Annotated in this window: 18 protein-coding genes and 2 pseudogenes; 7 read left to right on the forward strand and 13 right to left on the reverse strand. The window is 72.2% G+C overall.

Annotated elements, in window-relative coordinates:
* Nucleotides 1-9: 9 nt before the first annotated feature.
* Nucleotides 10-1194: a M20 family metallopeptidase gene (locus OG331_RS44605; RefSeq protein WP_406208159.1), complete on the reverse strand. Its 1185-nt coding sequence runs from the start codon at nucleotides 1192-1194 to the stop codon at nucleotides 10-12.
* A 146-nt stretch (nucleotides 1195-1340) separates the two neighbouring features.
* Here OG331_RS44605 and OG331_RS44610 point away from each other — a divergent pair, with 146 nt between their 5' ends.
* Both OG331_RS44610 and OG331_RS44615 read left to right on the forward strand, forming a co-directional pair.
* Nucleotides 1341-3356, forward strand: a complete 2016-nt coding sequence (locus OG331_RS44610) for an FAD-dependent oxidoreductase (protein ID WP_406208162.1) — start codon at nucleotides 1341-1343, stop codon at nucleotides 3354-3356.
* Between the two features lie 54 nt (nucleotides 3357-3410).
* Nucleotides 3411-3962, forward strand: a complete 552-nt coding sequence (locus OG331_RS44615) for a helix-turn-helix transcriptional regulator (protein ID WP_391407476.1) — start codon at nucleotides 3411-3413, stop codon at nucleotides 3960-3962.
* A 33-nt stretch (nucleotides 3963-3995) separates the two neighbouring features.
* Here the strand turns inward: OG331_RS44615 and OG331_RS44620 are convergent, their stop codons facing one another.
* From OG331_RS44620 to dhaK, 6 genes and pseudogenes are all read right to left on the reverse strand, one after another.
* A complete protein-coding gene (locus tag OG331_RS44620; protein WP_406208165.1) occupies nucleotides 3996-4529 on the reverse strand; it encodes a hypothetical protein in 534 nt (177 codons plus the stop codon).
* A gap of 167 nt (nucleotides 4530-4696) precedes the next feature.
* Nucleotides 4697-5674, reverse strand: a complete 978-nt coding sequence (locus tag OG331_RS44625) for a fibronectin type III domain-containing protein (RefSeq protein WP_406208167.1) — start codon at nucleotides 5672-5674, stop codon at nucleotides 4697-4699.
* A gap of 315 nt (nucleotides 5675-5989) precedes the next feature.
* Nucleotides 5990-6310 (reverse strand): annotated as a pseudogene (locus OG331_RS44630) (SDR family oxidoreductase); the annotation flags it as partial.
* A 257-nt stretch (nucleotides 6311-6567) separates the two neighbouring features.
* Nucleotides 6568-6990, reverse strand: coding sequence for a PTS-dependent dihydroxyacetone kinase phosphotransferase subunit DhaM (locus OG331_RS44635; protein ID WP_406208169.1), 423 nt, complete (start codon nucleotides 6988-6990; stop codon nucleotides 6568-6570).
* Complete coding sequence (gene dhaL, locus OG331_RS44640; RefSeq protein WP_406208172.1) at nucleotides 6983-7582, reverse strand: dihydroxyacetone kinase subunit DhaL; 600 nt, start codon at nucleotides 7580-7582, stop codon at nucleotides 6983-6985. Before dhaL ends, OG331_RS44635 begins: the two co-directional genes overlap by 8 nt.
* Before the next feature lie 46 nt (nucleotides 7583-7628).
* Nucleotides 7629-8621: a dihydroxyacetone kinase subunit DhaK gene (gene dhaK / locus OG331_RS44645; protein WP_406208175.1), complete on the reverse strand. Its 993-nt coding sequence runs from the start codon at nucleotides 8619-8621 to the stop codon at nucleotides 7629-7631.
* A gap of 151 nt (nucleotides 8622-8772) precedes the next feature.
* Between dhaK and OG331_RS44650 the strand changes: the two are divergent.
* A pseudogene (locus OG331_RS44650) lies at nucleotides 8773-9104 on the forward strand (hypothetical protein); the annotation flags it as partial.
* Nucleotides 9105-9374: 270 nt separating this feature from the next.
* Here OG331_RS44650 and OG331_RS44655 read toward each other — a convergent pair.
* Genes OG331_RS44655 through glyA form a run of 5 tightly spaced genes read right to left on the reverse strand, consistent with a single transcriptional unit; the run spans nucleotide 9375 to nucleotide 15708 of the window.
* Nucleotides 9375-9998 (reverse strand): sarcosine oxidase subunit gamma, encoded by a 624-nt coding sequence (locus OG331_RS44655; RefSeq protein ID WP_406208178.1) that lies wholly within the window; start codon nucleotides 9996-9998, stop codon nucleotides 9375-9377.
* A complete protein-coding gene (locus OG331_RS44660; protein ID WP_406208181.1) occupies nucleotides 9991-12855 on the reverse strand; it encodes a sarcosine oxidase subunit alpha family protein in 2865 nt (954 codons plus the stop codon). The genes OG331_RS44655 and OG331_RS44660 overlap by 8 nt, the downstream gene beginning before the upstream one ends.
* Complete coding sequence (locus OG331_RS44665) at nucleotides 12852-13151, reverse strand: sarcosine oxidase subunit delta (RefSeq protein ID WP_406208184.1); 300 nt, start codon at nucleotides 13149-13151, stop codon at nucleotides 12852-12854. The genes OG331_RS44660 and OG331_RS44665 overlap by 4 nt, the downstream gene beginning before the upstream one ends.
* Nucleotides 13152-13174: 23 nt before the next feature.
* Nucleotides 13175-14395 (reverse strand): sarcosine oxidase subunit beta family protein, encoded by a 1221-nt coding sequence (locus OG331_RS44670; protein ID WP_406208186.1) that lies wholly within the window; start codon nucleotides 14393-14395, stop codon nucleotides 13175-13177.
* Nucleotides 14392-15708, reverse strand: coding sequence for a serine hydroxymethyltransferase (glyA, locus tag OG331_RS44675; protein ID WP_406208188.1), 1317 nt, complete (start codon nucleotides 15706-15708; stop codon nucleotides 14392-14394). The genes OG331_RS44670 and glyA overlap by 4 nt, the downstream gene beginning before the upstream one ends.
* Before the next feature lie 94 nt (nucleotides 15709-15802).
* Here glyA and OG331_RS44680 point away from each other — a divergent pair, with 94 nt between their 5' ends.
* Nucleotides 15803-16468, forward strand: a complete 666-nt coding sequence (locus tag OG331_RS44680) for a GntR family transcriptional regulator (protein ID WP_406208191.1) — start codon at nucleotides 15803-15805, stop codon at nucleotides 16466-16468.
* A 78-nt stretch (nucleotides 16469-16546) separates the two neighbouring features.
* Here OG331_RS44680 and OG331_RS44685 read toward each other — a convergent pair whose 3' ends face one another.
* Complete coding sequence (locus OG331_RS44685; RefSeq protein WP_406210720.1) at nucleotides 16547-17350, reverse strand: EamA family transporter; 804 nt, start codon at nucleotides 17348-17350, stop codon at nucleotides 16547-16549.
* Nucleotides 17351-17556: 206 nt separating this feature from the next.
* Here OG331_RS44685 and OG331_RS44690 point away from each other — a divergent pair, with 206 nt between their 5' ends.
* The 3 genes from OG331_RS44690 to OG331_RS44700 all read left to right on the forward strand — a co-directional run bounded on the left by OG331_RS44690 (nucleotide 17557) and on the right by OG331_RS44700 (nucleotide 22123).
* Nucleotides 17557-18423 carry a LysR family transcriptional regulator gene (locus tag OG331_RS44690; RefSeq protein WP_406208194.1) on the forward strand — a complete coding sequence of 289 codons (867 nt, stop codon included), beginning with the start codon at nucleotides 17557-17559 and terminating at the stop codon, nucleotides 18421-18423.
* A gap of 443 nt (nucleotides 18424-18866) precedes the next feature.
* The gene (locus OG331_RS44695) at nucleotides 18867-19640 is read left to right on the forward strand and encodes an HAD family hydrolase (RefSeq protein WP_406208197.1); all 774 of its coding nucleotides are present in this window, start codon (nucleotides 18867-18869) and stop codon (nucleotides 19638-19640) included.
* Entirely contained in the window at nucleotides 19640-22123 is a 2484-nt protein-coding gene (locus tag OG331_RS44700; RefSeq protein ID WP_406210722.1) for a glycoside hydrolase family 65 protein, read from the forward strand. Before OG331_RS44695 ends, OG331_RS44700 begins: the two co-directional genes overlap by 1 nt.
* Nucleotides 22124-22158 lie beyond the last annotated feature (35 nt).

Genomic DNA, 22158 nt, shown 5'->3' on the forward strand with positions numbered 1-22158 from the left:
TCCGGCTCCTCATGACGACCGGCCGAGCAGGCTGAGCACGGCACGCCGGTAGACGGCGTGGACGGCGGGCAGGTCCTCCAGACAGGCCCGCTCGTCCACGCCGTGCAGCCCCTCGTACCGGACGCCGAAGCCCGCCGTGGCCGGGATGCCCTCGCCCGCGAGCAGGTTGCCGATGTTCGACGGCCCGGCGGTCTTCGGCCGCACGATCAGGCCCTCCACGGCGGCGGCATCCAGCAGCGCCGCGGCGGGCTGCCGGTCCGTGCCCAGTCGATACGGCGGCCAGGACGCCACCGGCGTGATCGTGGCCGGCCGCGGTACTGACACCTTCGCGTCCAGCTCGGCCACCGCCTCGCGGACCAGTTGCTCGGCGGCGCGGGCGTCGAAGGCCGGGGTGGTGCGGATGTCGACGCCCAGCTCGCACACGTCGGGCACCACGGAGAAGCCCTGGCCGCCATGGCACGAGGTCACCGTCAGCTTCGGCGGCAGGGGGAACTCGCCGTCGGCGCCCGGGAGGTCGGCTTCCTCCAGGAGCCGGACGAGATGCGCAGCGCGGGAGACCGCGCCGGGTGTGGAGCGGCGTGATCCCGAGTGGCCCGAGGCCGCGTGCACCGCGATCGAGGCCCGCCACAGACCCCGCCCGCCGACCACGACCTCGTCGAACCCCGGGTAGCCGATCATCACCCCGGCCGGGCGGGCCGCCCGCCGGTCGGCGAGGTAGGCGCGGGCGCCCCCGAAGCCGCCCGTGTGCTCGTCGACGTCGAGGAGTACCGCGAGCCCTCCGTGCAGGGCGCCGGCCCGCCCGTGCAGCTCGGCCGCGATGCCGCAGAACATCGCCGCGGCGAGCTTGGAGTCGGCGGCGCCCCTGCCGCGCAGCCAGCCGTCGACGACCTCGCCGGAGTCGGGCGCGAACGACCAGGCGGCCTCGTCGCCGTAGGGGGCGGTGTCGACGCAGGCATCCAGCGCCCACCAGGGGCCGGGCCGGCCACCCGCGACTTCGACCAGCAGGCCGACGGTGTCGCCTGAGTCGCCGTGGAGGCGGCGATACGGCAGCCCACGCCCGGCGAGCCAGTCCTCCAGGACGCCGAGGACGGGCCCGTAGCCGTCGATCCCGGCGCGGCTGGGACAGCGGATCAGACGCTGGGCGAGGTCGATCACGTCGGCGGGGGCGGTCACGGGGCCACCGTGTGCGGTCATGGCGCCACTGTGCCCGAGCGCGGTCGGTGCCGGGGGCGGGCGGCAGTGGTCGGCGTCACCCCTCCCTGGTTGTGCAACTAGTTGCATAAACCCGGTGCGGTCCTCTACAACTACGTCAGGCACGACACCGCCCACGGAGGGTCCTCATGAGCCGTTACCCGCACCTGCTGAGCCCGCTCGACCTGGGCTTCACCACGCTGCCCAACCGCGTCCTCATGGGCTCCATGCACGTGGGACTGGAGGAGGCAGAGCGCGGCTTCGAGCGCATGGCTGCGTTCTACGCCGAGCGGGCGCGCGGGGGAGTGGGGCTCATCGTCACCGGTGGCATCGCCCCCAACGACGCGGGGCGGCCCTACGAGGGCGGTGCCAAACTCACCACCGAGGACGAGGCCGCGGAGCACCGGGTCATCACCGACGCCGTGCACCGCGAGGGCGGGCGGATCGCCATGCAGATCCTGCACTTCGGCCGGTACGCCTACCACCAGGACCTCGTCGCCCCCAGCCCGCTCCAGGCGCCGATCAGCCCCTTCCAGCCCCGTGAGCTCGCCGACGCCGAGGTCGAGCGGACCATCGACGACTACGCCCGCGCCGCCCGCCTCGCCCGGCAGGCCGGCTACGACGGCGTGGAGATCATGGGCTCCGAGGGCTACCTCATCAACGAGTTCATCGCCCGGCAGACCAACCGCCGCACCGACCGCTGGGGTGGTTCGTACGAGAACCGCATGCGCTTCCCGGTCGAGATCGTGCGGCGGGTGCGCGAGGCGGTAGGCGAGGACTTCATCATCGTCTACCGGCTGTCCATGCTGGACCTCGTTCCCGGCGGATCGACCCTCGACGAGGTGATCAAGCTCGCGAAGGCCGTCGAGGCCGCCGGAGCGACGATCATCAACACCGGCATCGGCTGGCACGAGGCCCGCATCCCGACCATCGCCACCTCGGTCCCCCGCGGCGCGTACACCTGGGTCACGAAGCGGCTGATGGGCGAGGTGTCGGTGCCGCTCGTCACCACCAACCGCATCAACACCCCCGAACTGGCCGAGGAGTTGCTGGCCGACGGCTGCGCGGACATGGTGTCGATGGCCCGCCCGATGCTCGCCGACCCCGACTTCGTCGCCAAGGCCGCCGCCGGGAAACCGGAGGCCATCAACACCTGCATCGGCTGCAACCAGGCCTGCCTCGACCACACCTTCAGCGGCAAGATCACGTCCTGCCTGGTCAACCCGCGCGCCTGCCACGAGACCGAGCTGACGCTGTCCCCGACGCGACTGCGCAAGCGGGTCGCCGTCGTGGGCGCCGGACCCGCCGGCCTCTCCTGCGCCGTGAGCGCGGCGGAACGCGGCCACGAGGTCACGCTGTTCGACGCCGCGAGCGAGATCGGCGGCCAGCTGAACGTCGCCCGCAAGGTCCCCGGCAAGCAGGAGTTCGACGAGACCCTGCGCTACTTCCGCCACCAGCTCGACTGGCAGGACGTGGACGTACGGCTGAACACCCGCGTGGCGGCCGACGACCTCGCCGGCTACGACGAGGTCGTGGTCGCCACCGGCGTCAGCCCGCGCACCCCGGACATCCCCGGCGTCGACCACCCGAGCGTCGTGGGCTACCTCGACGTCCTGCGCGACGAGGCCCACGTCGGCGAGCGCGTCGCCGTCCTCGGCGCGGGCGGCATCGGCTTCGACGTCGCCGAGTTCCTCACCGACGGCGGCGACAAGGCGAGCGAGGACCCCGAGACGTACTTCCGCCTCTGGGGCGTCGACATGGACTACACGGGCCCCGGCGGCCTCGCCGCCCCCGAGCGCCCCGCCCCGCCGCGCACCGTCCACCTGCTCCAGCGCAAGACCAGCAAGGTCGGCGCCGGCCTCGGCAAGACCACCGGCTGGATCCACCGCGCCGAGCTCAAGCACCGGGGCGTCACCATGGTCCCGGGCGTGCGCTACGACCGTATCGACGACGCCGGACTCCATGTCACCGTCGGCGAGGAGAGCACGGTCCTCGAGGTCGACACGATCGTGCTGTGCACCGGGCAGGACCCGCGTCGCGACCTGTACGAGGCACTCATCGCCGCGGGCCGCAGCGCGCACCTCATCGGCGGCGCCGACGTGGCCGCCGAGCTGGACGCCAAGCGGGCCATCAAGCAGGGCACGGAGCTGGCGGCGAGCCTGTAGCGGCGAGTGGTCGTGTTCGTAGGATGACCTCCTCGCGTCCCTAGGATGAGCTCCATGTCACTCCCGCACGCGATCCTCACCGCCCTGCTCGAAAAGCCGTCCTCGGGGCTGGAGCTGACCCGTCGCTTCGACAAGTCGATCGGCTACTTCTGGTCGGCGACGCATCAGCAGATCTATCGCGAGCTGGGAAAACTGGAGGCCGAGGGGTTCATCCGCACCCTGCCGAGCGAACAGCCGGCCCGCGGGCAGAAGAAGAGCTACGACGTCCTGCCCGCGGGCCGCGCCGAACTGGCCCGCTGGACGGCCGCGTCCCAGGACCCGAAGCCCCACCGCGACACCCTGCTGCTGCGGATGCGTGCCGCGGCCGTCGTGGGGACCGAGGGCATCGAGGCCGATCTGCGGCGCCATCTCGATCTGCACCAGCGGCAGTTGGCCGAGTACGAGCAGATCGAGCAGCGCGACTTCCCGCCCGGCAAGGACAGCTCCCAGGACCGGTTGCGGCACCTGGTGCTGCGCGCCGGCATCGATCTGGAGACCTTCTGGACGCAGTGGCTCACGCACGCGCTGGAGGAATTCGCCGAGCTGCCGGGGCGGGAGCCTGCGTGAGCCGGCCCGGCAGCTGTGCGGGGGATACGGCCCTCAGAGCCGGTACGGCTTGGCCTTGCGGCGCAGATACCAGGCCGCGGCCAGGCCGCCTGCGCCCACCAGGACGCCGCCGCCCACCAGCGTGAGGGTGCCGAAGTCCGTCGATGAACCGCCCACGCCGCCCATCACGCCGCGCGAGGGCGAGGTCCTGGGGGTGGGTGTGCGGGTCGGGCTGGTCGAGACGATGACCGACTGGGTGCCCGCCGTCGAGCCGTTGGAGCACATGACGATGACGGTGTACGTGCCCGGGTTCACGCTCGACCACGCCGCCGACTGGAGCCGGTCCGTGCCGGACAGGGAGACCTGGCGCCCCTGCGAGAAGTTGGCCTGGCTGCTGGTGAGCAGCGAGGCGGTGCCCCAGCTGCCGTTGACATTGGTGCACGCACTGGTCGTGACGGAGACCGTTGACCCGGTGGTGCTCACGGAGATCCCCGATTGCGCGGCGGCCGAACCGGCGGCCACGACGAAGGGGAGTGAGGCGGCTGCCACGGTCAGGCCCGAGCGGAGGAAGAGCGATGAATTGCGCATGGAATGCCCTCCGGCGGCACGGTTGGCGGTACATCCCTTGCGCCGCCTGGGGTCGGGAACGCCCGTGCTGCCTCAGGGGCAGCCAACGCGCCCCGGGTCCGCACCGCATGCGGGCCGCCCCCGGTCAGGTGACGCCTTGCTGCATCCGGGGGATGCCCGAGCGGCTGTCAGCCCCGCGCGCCGGTCGTCACCGTCCGCTCCGCCGAGAAGCCGCCCCAGGTGCCGTCCGGTAGCCTGCCCCGGATCCGCACCCGGTGACCGGCCCCGGACTCGGGGCCCAGGTAGAAGCTGTACGTGGCCTTGTCGCGCGGCGGGTTTCCGCCGTACACCAGCGAGGTGGCCGCCCTCCCGTCGAGCTGGATCTGGTACTCCGCGACGACTCCGTCCGTGCGCGGCGGCACCCAGCTCAGGTCGAGGTGGTACGCCCCGTCCGCGCGATGCGTCGTCGCCCGGAAGGCGGTCGGCGCGGTGCCGCGCCCGTCGTCCGTGCCGGGTGTGCTGATGCGGACGGGAGCCGTGGCCGGTGACAGGTTGTCGGCCGCGTCGCGGGCCCGGACGGTGAAGGAGTAGCGGGTGCCCGGCCTGAGGCCGGTGACCACGGTCGCCGTCTGGTTGCCGCCCACACTGTGGATCTTTGTGCCGCCCTGATGGATGTCGTACGACACCACGTCTCGGTCGTCCGTGGCCGCCGCCCACGACAGCTGAACCGCGCGGCTGCCGACCGCCCGGCCGGCGATCTTCCCCGGCCGCGTCGGAGCCGCGCGGTCCGCGGCCACGGCCCTGGGAGTCGTCGCCCGGACCTCCTTGCTCGGCGGCCCGAGACGCCCGTCCTTGTCACGGGCCCGGACGGTGAACGCATAGGTGGTGGCGGGCTTCAGCATGGTGACATCCACCATGTGTGCGGAACCCGGCACTTCCTTGACCTTCGTGGGGCCCCGATATACCTCGTAGACACGGATCCCGGGTTCCGTGGAGACCGCGGTCCACATGACATGCACGCTCGTCGCGCTGCCCGCGGCGGCCGTGACACCGGAGGGCGCCCCCGGCGGCCGGGCCCCGTCCCCGTCCGCGCCGCCCCACGTACAGGACGAGAGCAGCGCGAGCGCCGCGCAGAGGGCGGAAACAAGTGCCAGAACGCGTCGCACGACTCTGCCTCCCGGGGGCGGCCTCGCGGTAATGGTCCGGACCAATATGACGCGACTGACGCGATCACATCAAGAGGGCGGTCGTGGGTGGCCGTTGGTCGGCCGTCCGGGGAGTTACGTATGCTGAAGCTCCTCACGGCTGAACTCACCCTGAGGACAGGGGAGTTCAAGCCGCCTGCGCGGGCCCGCTGTCGTCGCTGACCCCGCGCCGGACGCGGGTGGCCGGGCGGCCGGGTCCTGACGCGGACTCAGGCCCCCGGCCCCTGGCGGAAGTTCGGGGACGGTGGTCGTGTCGTGTCGCCGGGCGAGGGGCCGTCAGACCGCCGACCAGCCGTCGTCGACCGGCAGGATCACGCCGTTGATGTGGCTCGCCGCGTCCGAGGCCAGGAAGACGATGGCGGCAGCCTGCTCCTCGGGCTGGGCCAGCCGGCCGAGGTTGACGAAGTGCGGACCGAGGGCGGCCGGCCCGTGCGCGTCCTGCGCCGCATCCACGACGATGCCGGTCTGCGTGCCGCCCGGGGCGATGGCGTTCGCGCGGATCCCCTGCTTGCGGTACATCACGGCCAGGGACTTCGTCAGCCCCACCACGCCGTGCTTCGACGCCGTGTACGCGGCGCCTGCCGCGCTGCCGCGCAGGCCGGGGCCCGGCCACCGCCCGGACGGCCGGAAAGCGCGTGCAGTGCGGCCGAGGGGCCCTGGCGGGTGGCCGACAGGTGGGCGCTGTGGGCACCGGCCGCCGTCATGGGAGCGAGACCTCGTGCGTCGGCCGCCAGAGCCCCAGGGAGCCGGCCACCGCCCGCAGAGCGGCACCGGTGGGGAGGGCCCGCGGCGCGTCTCCCAGGAGCGGGAACACTGCCGCGGCGCCCTCGCCGCGATGGTTGCCGTAGGCCGCCTCACACCTTCCGGTACGTGTACGCCTCCGCAGCCGCCGCCTCCACCGCCGCCAGGTCGCCGCCCGCCGCTGCCGTGACGACCGCGGCCACCGCGCCCTCGACGAACGGGGCGTCCACCAGGCGTGTGTTGTCGGGGAGTTCGTCGCCCTCCGCGAGCAGGGCCTTCACGGTGAGGACCGCGCTGCCCAGGTCGGTGAGGACCGCGACGCCGGCGCCGCGGTCGACGGAGGCGGCAGCGGCGGCGATCAGTTCGGAACTGGTGCCGAGTTCACCGCCCTCGGTGCCGCCCGCCGGGGCCACCGGCACGGTCGTCGAGCCGCCCGCGAGCCCCTGGGCCAGTTCGGCGACCGACGCGGCGACCTGGGCGCTGTGCGACACCAGAACGACGCCTACGAGCCCCTCGCCCTTGGCCGCGTCACTCATCGTTCGCCTCCGCCAGGGCCGCGATCAACAGCGCCGACGACGTGGCGCCGGGATCCTGGTGCCCGATGCTGCGCTCGCCGAGATAACTCGCCCGCCCCTTGCGGGCCTGCAACGGCGTCGTCGCCAGGGCACCCTCCTCGGCGGCGGCCCGCGCCGCGGCGAAACCGTCGCCGAGGGCGTCCACCGCCGGTACCAACGCGTCGATCATGGTCTTGTCGCCCGGCGCCGCGCCCCCGAGCGTCATGACCGCGTCCATACCGGCCCGCAGCGCCTGGGCGAACTGGTCCTCGCTCACCTCGCCGGCGTCCCCGAGGGCCTTGCCGGTCCGCCGCAGCAGGGTCCCGTACAGCGGGCCGGACGCCCCGCCGACCGTGGAGATCAGCTGCCGCCCGGCGAGCATCAGGATCGCACCGGGCGTCTGCGGGGCCTCCTTCTCCAGCGCCTTCGCGACGGCGGTGAACCCGCGTTGCAGATTGCTGCCGTGGTCGGCGTCCCCGATGGGCGAGTCGAGGGAGGTGAGCCGTTCCGCCTCACGGTCGACGGAGGCGGCGGTCGCCGTCATCCAACGGCGGAAGAAATCGGCGTCGAGCACTGGATCTCCTTGCATGGCAGGTGCGTTGCGGTCGTCCGGCTCCGGATCACATACCCCACCGCAACCCCGGCGTCTTCACCGGCGCGTTCCACAGCCGCAGCAGCTCCTCGTCGACCTGGCACAGGGTGACCGAGGCGCCGGCCATGTCGAGGGAGGTGACGTAGTTGCCGACGAGAGTGTGGGCGACGGTCACTCCGCGCTGGGCGAGCACCCGCTGTACCTCGGCGTTGAAGCCGTACAGCTCCAACAGCGGTGTCGCGCCCATGCCGTTGACCAGGACGAGCACGGGATTGCGCGGGGTCATGTCGTCGAGGATCGCGCCCACCGAGAAGTCGGCGATCTCGCCCGAGGTCATCATCGCGCGCCGTTCCCGGCCGGGCTCGCCGTGGATGCCGATGCCCAACTCCAGCTCGCCGGGCGGCAGATCGAAGGTGGGGCTGCCCTTGGCGGGGGTGGTGCAGGCGCTGAGGGCGACGCCGAAGCTGCGGGAGTTCTCGTTGACCTGCCGCCCGACGGTTTCGACCCGCTCCAGCGACTGACCCTCGTCGGCGGCGGCACCGGCGATCTTCTCCACGAACAGGGTCGCGCCCGTGCCGCGCCGCCCGGCGGTGTAGAGGCTGTCGGTGACCGCCACGTCGTCGTTGACGAGCACCTTCGCTACCTGGATGCCCTCGTCCTCGGCCAGCTCGGCGGCCATGTCGAAGTTGAGGACGTCGCCCGTGTAGTTCTTCACGATGAACAGCACACCCGCACCGCTGTCCACTGCGGCGGCGGCCCGCGCCATCTGGTCGGGCACCGGCGACGTGAACACCTCACCCGGACAGGCCGCCGACAGCATCCCCGGGCCGACGAATCCACCGTGCAGCGGCTCGTGCCCCGACCCGCCACCGGAAATGAGGGCGACCTTCCCCTGCACGGGCGCGTCGCGCCGCACGATCACCCGATTCTCCACATCGACGACCAGCTCGGGATGAGCGGCAGCCATTCCGCGCAGTGCGTCCGCGACCACGGTCTCCGCGACGTTGATCAGCATCTTCATGGGTACCTCCTGGTGAGACTGGCTCCGGCCCCCTGACCTGAGCTTGTCCGGGCAGGGCACGTGGGGCAAGGCTTCGATCTTGGCGGTCCGTAGCGGTCGTGGGCGGGTTCGGGAGGTTCCGGCGGCACGGCGTGTCGTCGCCGAAGACCTGATGTCGGCAGTATCGCCCTTGCGGCAGCGAAGGTCACGTGCGCGGCTGCTCCAGGGCGCTGACCAGTCAAAAGGGGGGAACGGCGGCCCCTCACCGGCCGCCCGCTTCGGCGCCGATCCACCGGGAGGAGGGGGCCTGCTGCTGTCCCGCCTCGGCGAGGGCGGTATGGGAACGGTGTGGCGGGCGCGCGACGAGACGCCGCACCGCGATGTCGCCGTCAAGGAGGTGCGGGCCCCCGCCGGGCTGTCCGCCGCGCACATCGAGAGGATGTACACCCGGCTGGAGCGCGGGCCTGGGCCGCCACCCGCATCCCCAACCGCAACGTGGTGACGTCGTGCGGCGGCGGGGCGATCGCCGATGTCGCCCTCGCGCAGCAGTGCCGGATCCCCGTACACGGCGCTCGACAGCGAGCCCGCGAGCCCGCGACCCCGCGACCCCGCACGCGGCGTGCGGCGTCGCGGGCCGGCGGTCACCGACCCGGCGCTGACACATGATCGCGGAAACTTGCGGCAGCTCTCGACCTGTTGTCCGAAACCCGGCGCCTCCGGCTCGGCCGGTGCCGATCAGCCGGAGGCGGTCGTGTGCGCGAGAGTCCGGGCCCGTCAGGGGACCTCCGGCCCCCGGCACTCGCTCATCGCGTCGATCAGCCAGCGGGCCAGGTAGTCGGCGAACGAGGAGCGCGGGAAGAGCCGGTACGTCGGCTCGTCGTCGACCTGCCACAGCAGTACCGCTACGGGTCCCACCGTCGTGGACACCGCCCGGCCGGGGCCGAAGACCCGGGGATGCAGGTCCAGCGGGCAGCCCTTCTCCAGGACCTGCCGGGCGGCCGGGCCGCCGAGCTCCAGTGTGGTGCGGTTGGCCGAGACGTCCACGACCGAGCCGGGATCCGCTCCGAGTGCCTCCTTCAACCCGGCGGCCACAAAGGTGCCTTCGGACAGTACGAGCCATTCGTCGGGACCGAGCCAGACGATCGTGTGGGCGCCGGACGCAGTGGTGTGTCCGCACTGTTGGGGGAGTGGTGTCCCCAGGGCCTTCGCCACGCGGTCGGCCGCCTCGGAGGCGGGATCGACCCGCAGGTTCACCATCGTGAGGAACGGCCGCTCGGTCAGCGCGACGCCCCGGACCCCGGTGACGGTGGCGGCGCGCATCCGGTCCTCCAGATGGGCCAGGGGGCTGGTGCACAGTGCCACCGGGCCGGAGCCTGTGCCGGTCGTGGGCTCAGCCATCTCGCTTGGTCCCTTCGGGGTCGTAGAGGACGAAGTCGGTCACCTCGACGGGAACCAGGACCTCGCCCACGGGGGCGAGCAGGGTCTCGCCGATCCTCGCCCGCCCGTCGGCGACGAGCGCCAGGGCGAAGGGGCGGCCGAGGGCCGGGCTGTGGTAGCTGGAGGTGACGTGGCCGAGCATCGGCACGGGCACCGTCTCCAAGGAGACGTCCGGTGCGACGAGCTGGGCGCCCTCGGGCAGCCGGGTCGTGCGGTCGGCCGGCAGCAGGCCGACCAGTTGCTTGCGGTCGGTGCGGGAGGTGTCGGCGCGGGAGTAGGACCGCTTTCCGATGAAGTCCTTCTGCTTCGAGACCACCCAGGACATGCCCGCGTCCTGCGGGGTGACGGTGCCGTCGGTGTCCTGGCCGACGATGATGTAGCCCTTCTCGGCGCGCAGGACGTGCATGGTCTCGGTGCCGTACGGGGTGATGCCGTACGGTCGGCCGATCGCGTACACCTCCTCCCAGACCGACAGGCCGTACCAGGCGGAGACGTTGATCTCGTAGGCGAGTTCACCGGAGAAGGAGATCCGGCAGATGCGGGCCGGGATGCCGGAGGCGAGGGTGGTCTCGCGGAAGGCCATGAAGGGGAACGCTTCGTTCGACAGGTCGACGTCGGGGGCGAGATGGCCTACGACCTCGCGTGACTGCGGGCCCACGACGGCGATCGTCGACCACTGCTCGGTCACCGAGGTGCAGTGGACGTCGAGTTCGGGCCACTCCGTCTGCAGCCACTCCTCCAGCCAGTCCAGGACCCCGGCGGCACCGCCGGTCGTGGTGGTCATGAAGTAGCGGTTGTCGTCGAGGCGCAGGGTCACGCCGTCGTCGAAGATCATGCCGTCGGGCTTGCACATGACGCCGTAGCGGGCCATGCCGGGCTTCAGCTTCTTGAAGGCGTTCGTGTACATGCGGTTGAGGAACTCGCCCGCGTCCGCGCCCCAGATCTCGATCTTGCCGAGGGTGGAGGCGTCCATGAACGCCACTCCCTCACGGGCCGCCCGGCACTCGCGGGCCACGGCCGTGTCCATGTCCTCGCCCGGCCCGGGGTAGTACTGGGGCCGCTTCCACTGTCCGACGTCCTCGAACACCGCCCCTTGAGCGACATGCCAAGCGTGGATGGACGTCGTGCGCTCCGGGTCGAACAGCTCGCCCCGCTCACGCCCGGCCAGCGCGGCGAAAGCGATCGGCGCATACGGCGCGCGGTAGGCCGTGGTGCCGATCTCGCCCAGTGAACCGCCGAGGGCCTCGGCGATCACGCCGATCGCGTTGACGCCGGACGTCTTGCCCTGGTCGTTCGCCGTGCCGAGCGAGGTGTAGCGCTTGACGTGCTCCACACCGCGCATGCCGGCACCGGTGGACCGCCACACGTCGGCGACGGTGACGTCGCGTTGGAGGTCGACGAGATGGGTGTCCCAGGTGGCGGGTTCGCCGTCGGGGGCAGGGACCAGCCACAGTGCGCGTACCGGGCCGGGCTCGGCTCGGTCATCGTCGGGCGCCGGTACGACGACCGGGAACCCGGCGTCCGACGCGGACCGTGCACCGGCCCGTGCCCCTTCGGCCAGACAGCCGTCGAGGTCGTACGTCCCACGCGCCGCCCCCACGACCTGCTGGTCCCGCACGGTTCCGTCGGGGACGAACGCGACCAGCTCCTCGTCCCAGCGCAGCCGGCCCTGACGCTGGCTGTGCAGGTGCACCACCGGGCTCCATCCGCCCGAGACGGCGAGCAGGTCGCAGTCGAACGACTCTGCCGCACCGGTGAGTTGGCCGTCCTCGTCGAGGGCCTGCACGGTGACGCCGGTGAGCCGTCCGCCGCCCGCGGCGGACACCACCGCGCTGCCCGTCAGCACCCGCACCCCGGTCGCCCCGGCGACCTCGGCGGCCCTGCCGGACAGTTCGGGGCGCGCGTCCACGACGGCGGCGATGTCGATGCCGGCGGCGTGGAGATCGGCGACGGTGTCGTACGCGCTGTCGTTGGTCGTGCTGACCACAGCCCGCCAACCCGGCACCACCGCATACCGGTTGAGATACGAACGCACGGCCCCCGCGAGCATCACCCCGGGCAGGTCGTTGCCGGCGAACACCAATGGACGCTCGTGGGCTCCGGTCGCCAGGACGACCTGGCGGGCCCGGATGTGCCACAGCCGCTGACGCGAGACTCCCTCGGACGGGTCGGGGGCGTCGGCCCCGAGGTGGTCGGTGCGCCGCTGGAGGGCCAGTACGTAGTTGTCGTCGTACGACCCGAACGCCGTGGTGCGTTGCAGGACCACGACGTCGGGGGCGGCGTCGAGTGCCGCGCGTACCTCGGCGACCCACTCGAGGCCGGTCCGCGTGCCGGAGAGCAGCGAACCGCCGGGCTCGGGCTGGTCGTCGACGAGGATCACACGGGCGCCGGAGCCGGCGGCAGCGGCGGCGGCCGCGAGCCCGGCCGGTCCGGCCCCGACCACCAGGACGTCGGTGTGGACGTACTTCTTGTCGTAGACAGCGGGGTCGGGTGTCGGGTCCAGCCGGCCCATCCCGGAGAGGGTGGTGGCGGACAGCCCGTCGTACAGCTCCACCGTCGTGGCCGGGAGCATGCCTTCCGAGCACGAACCGTCGATCTGGAGCAGGGCGTTGGGCTCCTCCACGCCGGCGGCGACGATGCCGCGCGGGCGGCCGCGGTAGAGCGACGGGGCGACCTCGACAACACCGTTCGCCAGCATCGCAGAGGCGACGGTGTCTCCTGGGTGACCGGTCAGCTCCCGCCCGTCGACGGTGAACCGCAAAACGCGGGCACGGTCGATACGGCCCCCCTGCCGCCGCCGGAATCGCTGGTCGGTCATCGGTTGTTCCCTCCGGCCTGGGGCAGTTCGGGGCGGGGCTCGTCGAGCCGGTAGGAGCGCAGCACCTCGTAGGTGACGGTGTCGCGCAGGACGTTGAACCAGCGACGGCAGCCGGTGCTGTGCATCCACCGCTCGGCGAAGGGGCCCTTGGGATTGTCGCGGTAGAAGACGTACTCGGCCCACTGCTCGTCCGTGAGGTCGGCGGGGGTCTCGGGGTAGGGGACATGGGCCTGTCCGCCGTAGTGGTACTCGGTCTCGTCGCGGGGGCCGCACCATGGGCAGCTGATTCGCAGCACGGTGTCCTTCTCTCAACAGGCTTTCAGTGGGCGACGGCTGCGGCGCCGTGCTCGTCGATCAACGCGCCCGTCGCGAAACGTTCGAGGGCGAACGGGGCGTTCAGCGGATGCGGCTCGCCCGTGGCGATCGTGTGCGCGAAGGTCCAGCCGGCGGCCGGGGTGGCCTTGAAACCGCCGGTGCCCCAGCCGCAGTTGACGTAGAGGTTCTCGACGGGGGTGGTCCCGATGATCGGGGAGGCGTCCGGGGTGACGTCGACGATGCCGCCCCACGTCCGCAGCACATGCGCCCGGGCGAAGACGGGGAACAGCTCGACGGCGGCGGCCATCTGCTGCTCGATGACGTGGAAGGAGCCGCGCTGCCCGTAGCCGTTGTACGAGTCGACACCCGCGCCCATCACCAGCTCGCCCTTGTGGGCTTGAGACACGTAGACGTGCACGTGGTTCGACATGACGACCGTCGGGTGCACCGGCTCGTGCAGCTCGGAGACCAGCGCCTGCAACGGGTGGGACTGCACCGGCAGCCGTACGCCCGCCCGCTCGGCGAGCACACTGCTGTGCCCGGCGGACGCGAGACCGACCCGGCCGGCGAGGATGCGGCCCCGGTTGGTCTCGACGCCCACGACCCGGTCGCCGTCCTTGAGGAAGCCGGTTACCTCGCAGCCCTGGATCAGGTCCACGCCCATCTCGTCGGCTCGGCGGGCCAGCGCCCAGGCGACGTGGTCGTGCTTGGCGATACCGGCCCGGGGCTGGAAGGTGCCGCCGAGGACCGGATAGCGGGTGCGGGGCGAGACGTTGAGGATGGGGCAGACCTTGGCGACCTCGTCCGGTTCGAGCCACTGGGCGTCGACTCCGTTGAGGCGGTTGGCGTTGACGCGCCGCACGCCCTCGCGGACGTCCTGGAGGGTGTGCGCGAGGTTGAGGACGCCGCGCTGGCTGAACAGGAAGTCGTAGTCCAGCTCCGCCGGGAGGCCCTCCCACAGCTTGAGCGCGTACTCGTAGATCGCCGCGCTCTCGTCCCACAGGTAGTTCGAGCGGATGATCGTGGTGTTGCGCGCCATGTTGCCGCCGGCCAGCCAGCCCTTCTCCAGGACGGCGACGTTGGTGATGCCGTGGTTCTTGGCGAGGTAGTACGCGGTGGCCAGGCCGTGCCCTCCGGCGCCGACGATGACGACGTCGTACGAGGAGCGCGGCTCGGGGTTGCGCCAGAGGAAGTCCGGGTGCTCCGGCAGCGGTTCGGCGGTCATGCCGTGGCTCCGTCGAGGTGGGGGTACAGGGGGAACGCGCCGGCGAGCTTCTCGACCCGCTCGCGCAGCAGGCCCGCGTGCTCGTCGCGGAACTGCTCGTCCTTGAGGGCCTCGGCGATGATGTCGGCGACCTCCCGGAACTCCGCCGCCCCGAAACCCCGGGTGGCCAGGGCCGGGGTGCCGATCCGCAGCCCCGACGAGACCATCGGCGGGCGCGGGTCGAACGGCACCGCGTTGCGGTTGACGGTGATGCCGACGCGGTGCAGCCGGTCCTCGGCCTGCTTCCCGTCGAGCGCGGAGTGGCGCAGGTCGACGAGGACCAGGTGGACCTCGGTGCCGCCGGTCAGGACGGTGATCCCGGCCTCGGCCACGTCGTCGGCCAGCAGCCGTCCGGCGAGGACGCGGGCGCCGTCGAGGGTGCGCTGCTGGCGTTCCTTGAACTCCTCGCCCGCCGCCACCTTGAAGGCCACCGCCTTCGCCGCGATGACATGCTCCAGCGGGCCGCCCTGCTGGCCCGGGAAGACCGCCGAGTTGATCTTCTTGGCCAGGTCGGCACGGCTGAGGATCACCCCGCCGCGCGGACCGCCGAGGGTCTTGTGCGTGGTGGTCGTCACGACGTCGGCGTACGGCACCGGGTTCGGGTGCAGGCCCGCGGCCACCAGGCCGGCGAAGTGCGCCATGTCCACCATCAGGTACGCGCCCACCGCGTCGGCGATCCGCCGGAACGCGGCGAAGTCCAGCCGCCGGGGGTAGGCCGACCAGCCGGCGACGATCATTCTGGGCCGGTGCGCGAGCGCGAGCTGCTCGACCTCGTCCATGTCGATCCGCAGGTCGGACTCGCGCACGTGGTACGGCACGACGTTGTACAGCTTGCCGGAGTAGTTGATGCGCATGCCGTGGGTCAGGTGACCGCCGTGCGCCAGGTCGAGGCCGAGGATCGTGTCGCCCGGGTCGAGCAGGGCGAACATCGCGGCCGCGTTGGCCTGGGCGCCCGAGTGCGGCTGCACGTTCGCGGCCTGGGCGCCGAACAGCTCCTTCACCCGGGCGATGGCCAACCGCTCGACGACGTCGACGTGTTCGCAGCCGCCGTAGTAGCGACGGCCCGGGTAGCCCTCGGCGTACTTGTTGGTCAGCACCGAGCCCTGGGCCTCCATGACGGCGGCCGGGGCGAAGTTCTCCGAGGCGATCATCTCCAGCGTGGACTGCTGGCGGTGGAGCTCCGCGCCGACGGCGGCGGCGACATCCGGGTCGAGCTCGCGCAGCGGGAGGGAGAGGGGAGAGGTGGACGTGGTGATCGACGGGTTCGCTGCCATCTGTGCACCATCCTGGGAGCCAACTAATGAGCAACTGATATATCAACCTCTGCGGTACGGTATGAGAGCTCGCCGGACAGGTCAAGGGGGCCTCATGCAGAACGTGGCGACCGCGCCCAGGGGCGAGGAAGTGTCCCTCGCCGAGCGGGCCTATCGCGCCATTCGCGACCGGCTCGTCATGCTCGAGATCCGTCCGGGCGCGCCGATCAACGAGGACCAGCTGGCCCAGTCGCTCGGAGTCGGCCGGACGCCGGTGCGCGAGGCGCTCAAGCGGCTCCAGTACGAGCGGCTCATCACCACCTACCCCCGACGCGGCACCTTCGCCACCGAGGTCAACATCACCGACCTGGCCCACATCTCCGAGGTGCGCCTGGAACTGGAGCCCCTGGCCGCCGCCCAGGCCGCACGCCGCGCGACGGCCGCCGACCGGGCCGTACTGACGGCCCTGCGGGTGGAGCTGGAGAGCGAGGGGCCCCGGCAGCGCGACGCCGCCGAGCTCATGCACCTGGACCTTCAGGTCCACCGCGCCATCTACGCCGCCACGCACAATCCGTACCTGGAGGACACCCTCGTCCGCCACGACAACCTGGCGACCCGTATCTGGTGCCTGTTCGTCGACCGGCTGTCCGACATGGCCGGCCATGTCGAGGAGCACGGACCGCTGGTCGAGGCGATCGCCGCCGGGGACCCCGACAAGGCGGCGCAGCTCGCCCGCAGCCATGTCGAGGGCTTCGAACGGGCCATCCGAGACGCGATCTGATGCGCGAGGTGCGATGGTGGTGCCGACCATGCCGACAACTCGCCCTCGCGCTAAGGGAGTTGGTGAATTGCTTCCGCGTCAGTCCCGTGACGTGAGGATGCTCAGCGCGTTGGCGGCGACGATGGCGCCGATGCTCGCCCACTCCGGCCCGCCCAGGTCCTGACCCAGACCGATCAGGCCGACCACGGCCGCGAGGACCGGGTTGACGCTCATGAACAGTCCGAAAGCCCGGGCCGGGACGTGCCGGAGGGTGAACAGGTCCGCGAGGTACGGCACGGCCGAGGAGAGGAGCCCGGCGGCGACGGCGCAGGCAAGGGCGCCGGCCGTGGGCGGGTGCTGGACGGCGATGACGACGCCGACCGGCAGGAACATCAGGGCGGAGATGCCGGACGCGGCTGCCGCGCCCTGGGCTCCGGGGATGCGCCGGCCGACGGTGCGGTTGAGCAGGATGTACGACGCCCAGCAGACCGCGGCCAGCAGGCCCAGCGCCAGCCCGGCGTAGTCGGTCGTGGGCTGCGGACGCATGAGGGTGATGACACCGGCCGCGGCGATCAGCGCGCAGCACACGTCCACGCGGCGGCGCGACGTGGCCAGGGCGATGGTGAGCGGGCCGAGGAACTCCAGCGTCACCGCCAGTCCCAGGCCGACGCGCTCGATCGACGAGTACAGCGAGAGGTTCATGGTGCCGAACACCAGGGCCAGCGCGGCGACCGGCCACCACTGACTCCAGGTGAACGAGCGCAGCCTCGGCCTGCTCACGGCCAGCAGGACGACGGCGGCGACGTACTGGCGCACGGCGACGACACCGACCGGGCCGAGGACGGGGAAGGCCAGGGAGCCGATCGCGGCGCCGGTCTGGGTGGACAGTCCGCTGCCGATCATCGTGGCCACACCGGCGAGACGTCCGCCGGTCTGCTCGGGGCCGTCGAGCGGAACCGGGGGCGAGGCCACCGGAGCAGGCGTGGACGCGGGAACAGGCGCGAGCGCGGTGGCGGACGCGGGTGCGGGGCGGGTGCGCATACGCCGATCGTGCGACCGCTCGATCTTTGCGCAAAATGCGTCCGCGGAGCCATCTATACGCTTGAGTCATGGATCGAGCCACGGATCTGGAGCTGCGGCAGCTGCGCTGTCTCGTCGCGATCGTCGACGAGGGCACGTTCACCGACGCCGCGATCGCCCTCGGCGTCTCCCAGGCGGCCGTCTCCCGCTCGCTGGCCTCGCTCGAACGCGCCCTGGGCGTAAGGCTGTTGCGGCGGACCTCCCGCGAGGTGACGCCGACGGGCACCGGACTGCGGGTCCTGGCGCACGCCCGGCGGGTGCTCGGCGAGGTGGACGACCTGGTCCGGGAGGCCGCCTCCGGGCACGCCCGGCTGCGGATGGGCTACGCCTGGGCGGCGCTCGGCCGGCACACCCCGGCGTTCCAGCGTCGCTGGGCCGCCGCCAACCCCGGAACCGGCCTGCAACTCGTCCGCGTCAACTCGGCCACCGCAGGGCTCGTGGAAGGCGCCTGCGAGCTGTCCGTCGTGCGCAGGCCGGTGGACGACCGGCGGTTCGAGACCGCCATCGTCGGACTGGAGCGGCGGCTGTGCGCCGTGGCCGCCGACGATCCGCTGGCCCGGCGCCGCTCGGTCCGGCTGGCCGACCTCAGCGGCCGTACCCTCCTCGTCGACCGCCGCACCGGCACCACGACGACCGATCTGTGGCCGCCCGACTCGCGTCCGGCGACCGAGGAGACGCACGACGTCGACGACTGGCTCACGGTGATCTCCACCGGCCGCTGCGTCGGCATGACCGCCGAGGCCACCGCCCACCAGTACCCGCGCCCCGGCGTCGTCTACCGGCCGCTCAGGGACGCCGAACCCATCGCCGTACGGCTGGCCTGGTGGCGCGACGACCCGCCTCCCGCAGCTCAGGCGGCGATCGAACTGCTCACAGCGCTCTACCGGGGCGACTGACGCACGCTCAGGGGCGCCCGGGCGACATCACGGGGACGGAGCAGGACACTGGGCGGAGCAGGACATGGGGGCGGGAAGGGCCCTATCCACTTCTCGCGGATCCTGATTGCGCGGTGCGCGGCCGTCATCCGCTTCCCCGCGCCGGTCTGGGTCCTTCCCGTCACCTCCAGCACACCATGCGCGCGGCCGATGCGCCAGGTCCGGTCGGCGCACCTCGGCGGCAGGAGGCGGCGGCAGCGGTGCCAGGTGGTGACAACGCGGGCCCGGCGGGTACCCATGAGCGGATCCCGCCGGGCGCGGGAGCGCCGTCGAGTGGAGGTGAGGGCGTCGTGCGGTTCGCGTTCTGTGACGCCGGTGCACACGGACATCCCCCGGATGCCGTATGCGCACGGTGCTGCCCCGCACACGGCCCGGCCGCCGACCTGCCGCGGCGGGGGTGACTGATGACATCCCCCCTCACCCCCGACGGGGCGCGCGAGGCGCTCGCCCCCGCCCTGCGCGACGTGCGCGCCGTCGTCTTCGACACCGACGGAGTGATCACCGACTCGGCCCGGGTGCACGCAGCCGCGTGGAAGGTGGCCTTCGACGGCTACCTGCACGCCCACCCGCCCGACGACCCCGGTCAGCGCCGCCCCTTCGACGCGGGGGACGACTATCTGCGCCACGTGGACGGCAAGTCCCGCCTCGACGGCGCCGCGGCCTTTCTCGCCGCACGCGGCATCGACGCGTCGGACGAGACGGTGCGGGCCGTCGCCGAGGACAAGGAGCGCCTCTTCACCGAGAGGCTGCGCGAGCACGGTGTCGATTCCTACCCGGGGACCGTACGGCTGGTGAAGGCCTTGCGCGCGGCGGGCGTGCCCCGCGCGGCGGCCTCCGCGTCCCGGCACGCGGGTGAGCTGCTGGAGCGGGCCGGGGTGCTCGGCCTGTTCGACGCCCTGGTGGACGGCGGTGAGGCGGCCCGCCTGGGTCTCGCGGGCAAGCCGGAGCCCGACCTCTTCCTGGAGGCGGTCCGCCGGCTCGGCGCCCCCGCCGGTCAGGCCGTCGTCGTCGAGGACGCCCTGGCGGGCGTGGAGGCGGGTCGGCGCGGCGGATTCGCCCTGGTGGTCGGCGTGGACCGGGCCGCGGGTGCGGACACCGGGGCGCGGCTGCTGCGGCACGGCGCCGACATCGTCGTACGGGACCTCGGAGAACTCTGCGCGGGAGGAGCGCCGACGTGATGGATCGGAGTCTGGAGGCCGCCGAGGGAGCCGACCTGCTCCCGGCGGCCGAAGAAGCGCAGCTGATCTCGAAGGCCGATGGAACGGATCTCGGCTCGGAGGTCGACGGAACGGGCTGGAGCTGGGAGTACGCGGGCTACAAGCCCGGCGACGAACGACTCCGGGAATCCCTGTGCACGCTCGGCAACGGCTACTTCGCCAGCCGGGGCGCGCTCCCCGAGTGCGCCGCCGACGAGGTCCACTATCCGGGGACGTATGTGGCCGGCATCTACAACCGCCTCACCTCCAAGGTGGCGCGCCGCCGGGTCGAGAACGAGGACATGGTCAACGTCCCGAACTGGCTGCCCCTGCGCTTCCGCCTCCCCGGCGGGGACTGGATCCTCCCCGACACCGCGAACGTGCTCGACCACCGCCTGATGCTGCACCTGTCCGTGGGGCTGCTGGAGCGCCGCACGCGGTACGGCCTCGGCGACGACGGTGTGCTGACGGTACGTCAGCAGCGGATGGTGCACATGGGCGACCCTCATCTGGCCGCGCTGCGCACCGAGTTCACGGCCGAGGGATTCTCCGGCCCGCTCGAAGTGGAGGCAGCCCTGGACGGGGGCGTCACCAACTCCGGCGTGGCCCGCTACCGGGACCTCGACGGCCGCCATCTGACCCACATCCACAGCGGCACCTCCGCACCGGACACGGTCTGGCTGCGCTGCCGCACCCGCACCTCCGACATCCGGATCGGCATCGCCGCCCGGCTGGCCACCGACGCCGACGTTCCGGTCACCATCAGCCACGAACGGCCGTACGCCATTCAGCGATTGACGATCGACCTGGCCCCCGGGCGTACCGTCACCGTCGACAAGACCGTCGCCCTGCACACCTCGCGCGACCCGGCGATCAGCGACCCGCTCCACGCCGCCGTCGACCGGGTGGGCAGCGCCCCCGGCTTCGACGCGCTGGTCGGGTCGCACCTCACGGCCTGGGCCCAGCTCTGGCGCCGCGCCGCACTCGATGTCCCCGGCGAGTCGGGCCTCATCCTGCGGCTGCACCTCTTCCACGTCCTGCAGACGCTCTCCCCGCACACCGCCGACCTCGACGTGGGCGTCCCCGCCCGCGGACTGCACGGCGAGGCCTACCGCGGCCACGTCTTCTGGGACGAGCTGTTCGTGCTGCCCTACCTCAACATGCACTTCCCGGAGGTCTCCCGCGCCCTGCTCCGCCACCGCCACCGACGCCTCGAACAGGCCCGCATCAGCGCCAGGGCGGCGGGCCACAAGGGCGCGATGTACCCCTGGCAGAGCGGCAGCGACGGCCGTGAGGAGACCCAGCAGCTCCATCTCAACCCGCGCTCGGGACGCTGGCTGCCCGACCACTCCCGGCTCCAGCATCACGTCGGCTCGGCGATCGCGTACAACGTGTGGCAGTACTGCGAGGCGAGCGGCGACATGGAGTTCCTGCACACCAAGGGCGCCGAGATGCTGCTGCAGATCGCCCGCTTCTGGGCGGACAAGGCCGTCTACGACGGCAGCCTGGGCCGCCACCGCATCAAGGGCGTCGTCGGCCCCGACGAATACCACGAGGCGTACCCGGACGCCGGCGCCCCCGGCCTGGACGACAACGCCTACACCAACGTCACGGCGGCCTGGGTGCTGACCCGCACACTCGAACTGCTGGAGAACCTGCCCGAGCCCCGCCGGCGCGAACTCGCCGAGCGCACCGGCCTGGACGGCAGCGAGCTCGAACGGTGGGAGGACGTCTCGCGCACCCTCCACGTCCCCTTCCACGACGACGTCATCAGCCAGTTCGCGGGCTACGGCGACCTGGCCGAGCTCGACTGGCACGGCTACCGCGGCCAGTACGGCGACATCCGGCGGCTGGACCGGATCCTGGAGGCCGAGGGTGACACCGTCAACCGCTACCAGGCCTCGAAACAGGCCGACGTCCTGATGCTCGGCTACCTCTTCGCACCGTCCGAACTGGGCAGTCTGTTCCACCGGTTGGGCGTCCGGCTGGACGAGCACATGTGGCAGCGCACCGTCGACTACTACATGCACCGCACCAGCCACGGCTCCACCCTCAGCGGCCTGGTCCACGGCTGGGTCCTGGCCCGGTGCCGGCGCAGCGAGGCGTGGACGTTCGTCCAGGAGGCCCTCCAGGGCGACATCGCCGACGTCCAGGGCGGCACCACCGGCGAGGGCATCCACCTCGGCGCCATGGCCGGCACCCTTGACCTCGTCCAGCGCGGACTGACCGGCCTGGAGACCCGCGGCGGCGCCCTGTGGCTGGATCCCGTGCCGCTGCCCGAACTGTCCTCCTACGGATTCGCCCTGCGCTACCAGGGCCACTGGGGCGTACGGCTGCGCCTGGAGCGCGGGCTGCTGGAGATCGAGGTTCCGTCCTCCGACGCCTCACCGATCGACGTACGGCTGCCCGGTCGCGGTGTGTCGCTGCAGCCGGGGGACACAGGGCGGCTGGTGCTTCCCGACTGATCCGACTGACCCGGCCCATCGGCGGTTTCGCTCCT

Source organism: Streptomyces sp. NBC_01017 (assembly GCF_045162795.1).
Taxonomy (GTDB): Bacteria; Actinomycetota; Actinomycetes; order Streptomycetales; family Streptomycetaceae; genus Streptomyces; species Streptomyces machairae.

Coding starts and splice junctions, on each gene's coding strand:
- OG331_RS44610 (WP_406208162.1), top strand. CDS start 1,341: ATGAGCCGTTACCCGCACCTGCTGAGCCCGCTCGACCTGGGCTTCACC.
- OG331_RS44605 (WP_406208159.1), bottom strand. CDS start 1,194: ATGACCGCACACGGTGGCCCCGTGACCGCCCCCGCCGACGTGATCGAC.
- OG331_RS44680 (WP_406208191.1), top strand. CDS start 15,803: ATGCAGAACGTGGCGACCGCGCCCAGGGGCGAGGAAGTGTCCCTCGCC.
- dhaK (WP_406208175.1), bottom strand. CDS start 8,621: ATGAAGATGCTGATCAACGTCGCGGAGACCGTGGTCGCGGACGCACTG.
- OG331_RS44695 (WP_406208197.1), top strand. CDS start 18,867: ATGACATCCCCCCTCACCCCCGACGGGGCGCGCGAGGCGCTCGCCCCC.
- OG331_RS44685 (WP_406210720.1), bottom strand. CDS start 17,350: ATGATCGGCAGCGGACTGTCCACCCAGACCGGCGCCGCGATCGGCTCC.
- OG331_RS44660 (WP_406208181.1), bottom strand. CDS start 12,855: ATGACCGACCAGCGATTCCGGCGGCGGCAGGGGGGCCGTATCGACCGT.
- OG331_RS44635 (WP_406208169.1), bottom strand. CDS start 6,990: ATGAGTGACGCGGCCAAGGGCGAGGGGCTCGTAGGCGTCGTTCTGGTG.
- OG331_RS44620 (WP_406208165.1), bottom strand. CDS start 4,529: ATGCGCAATTCATCGCTCTTCCTCCGCTCGGGCCTGACCGTGGCAGCC.
- OG331_RS44615 (WP_391407476.1), top strand. CDS start 3,411: ATGTCACTCCCGCACGCGATCCTCACCGCCCTGCTCGAAAAGCCGTCC.
- OG331_RS44700 (WP_406210722.1), top strand. CDS start 19,640: ATGGATCGGAGTCTGGAGGCCGCCGAGGGAGCCGACCTGCTCCCGGCG.
- OG331_RS44670 (WP_406208186.1), bottom strand. CDS start 14,395: ATGACCGCCGAACCGCTGCCGGAGCACCCGGACTTCCTCTGGCGCAAC.
- glyA (WP_406208188.1), bottom strand. CDS start 15,708: ATGGCAGCGAACCCGTCGATCACCACGTCCACCTCTCCCCTCTCCCTC.
- OG331_RS44690 (WP_406208194.1), top strand. CDS start 17,557: ATGGATCGAGCCACGGATCTGGAGCTGCGGCAGCTGCGCTGTCTCGTC.
- OG331_RS44655 (WP_406208178.1), bottom strand. CDS start 9,998: ATGGCTGAGCCCACGACCGGCACAGGCTCCGGCCCGGTGGCACTGTGC.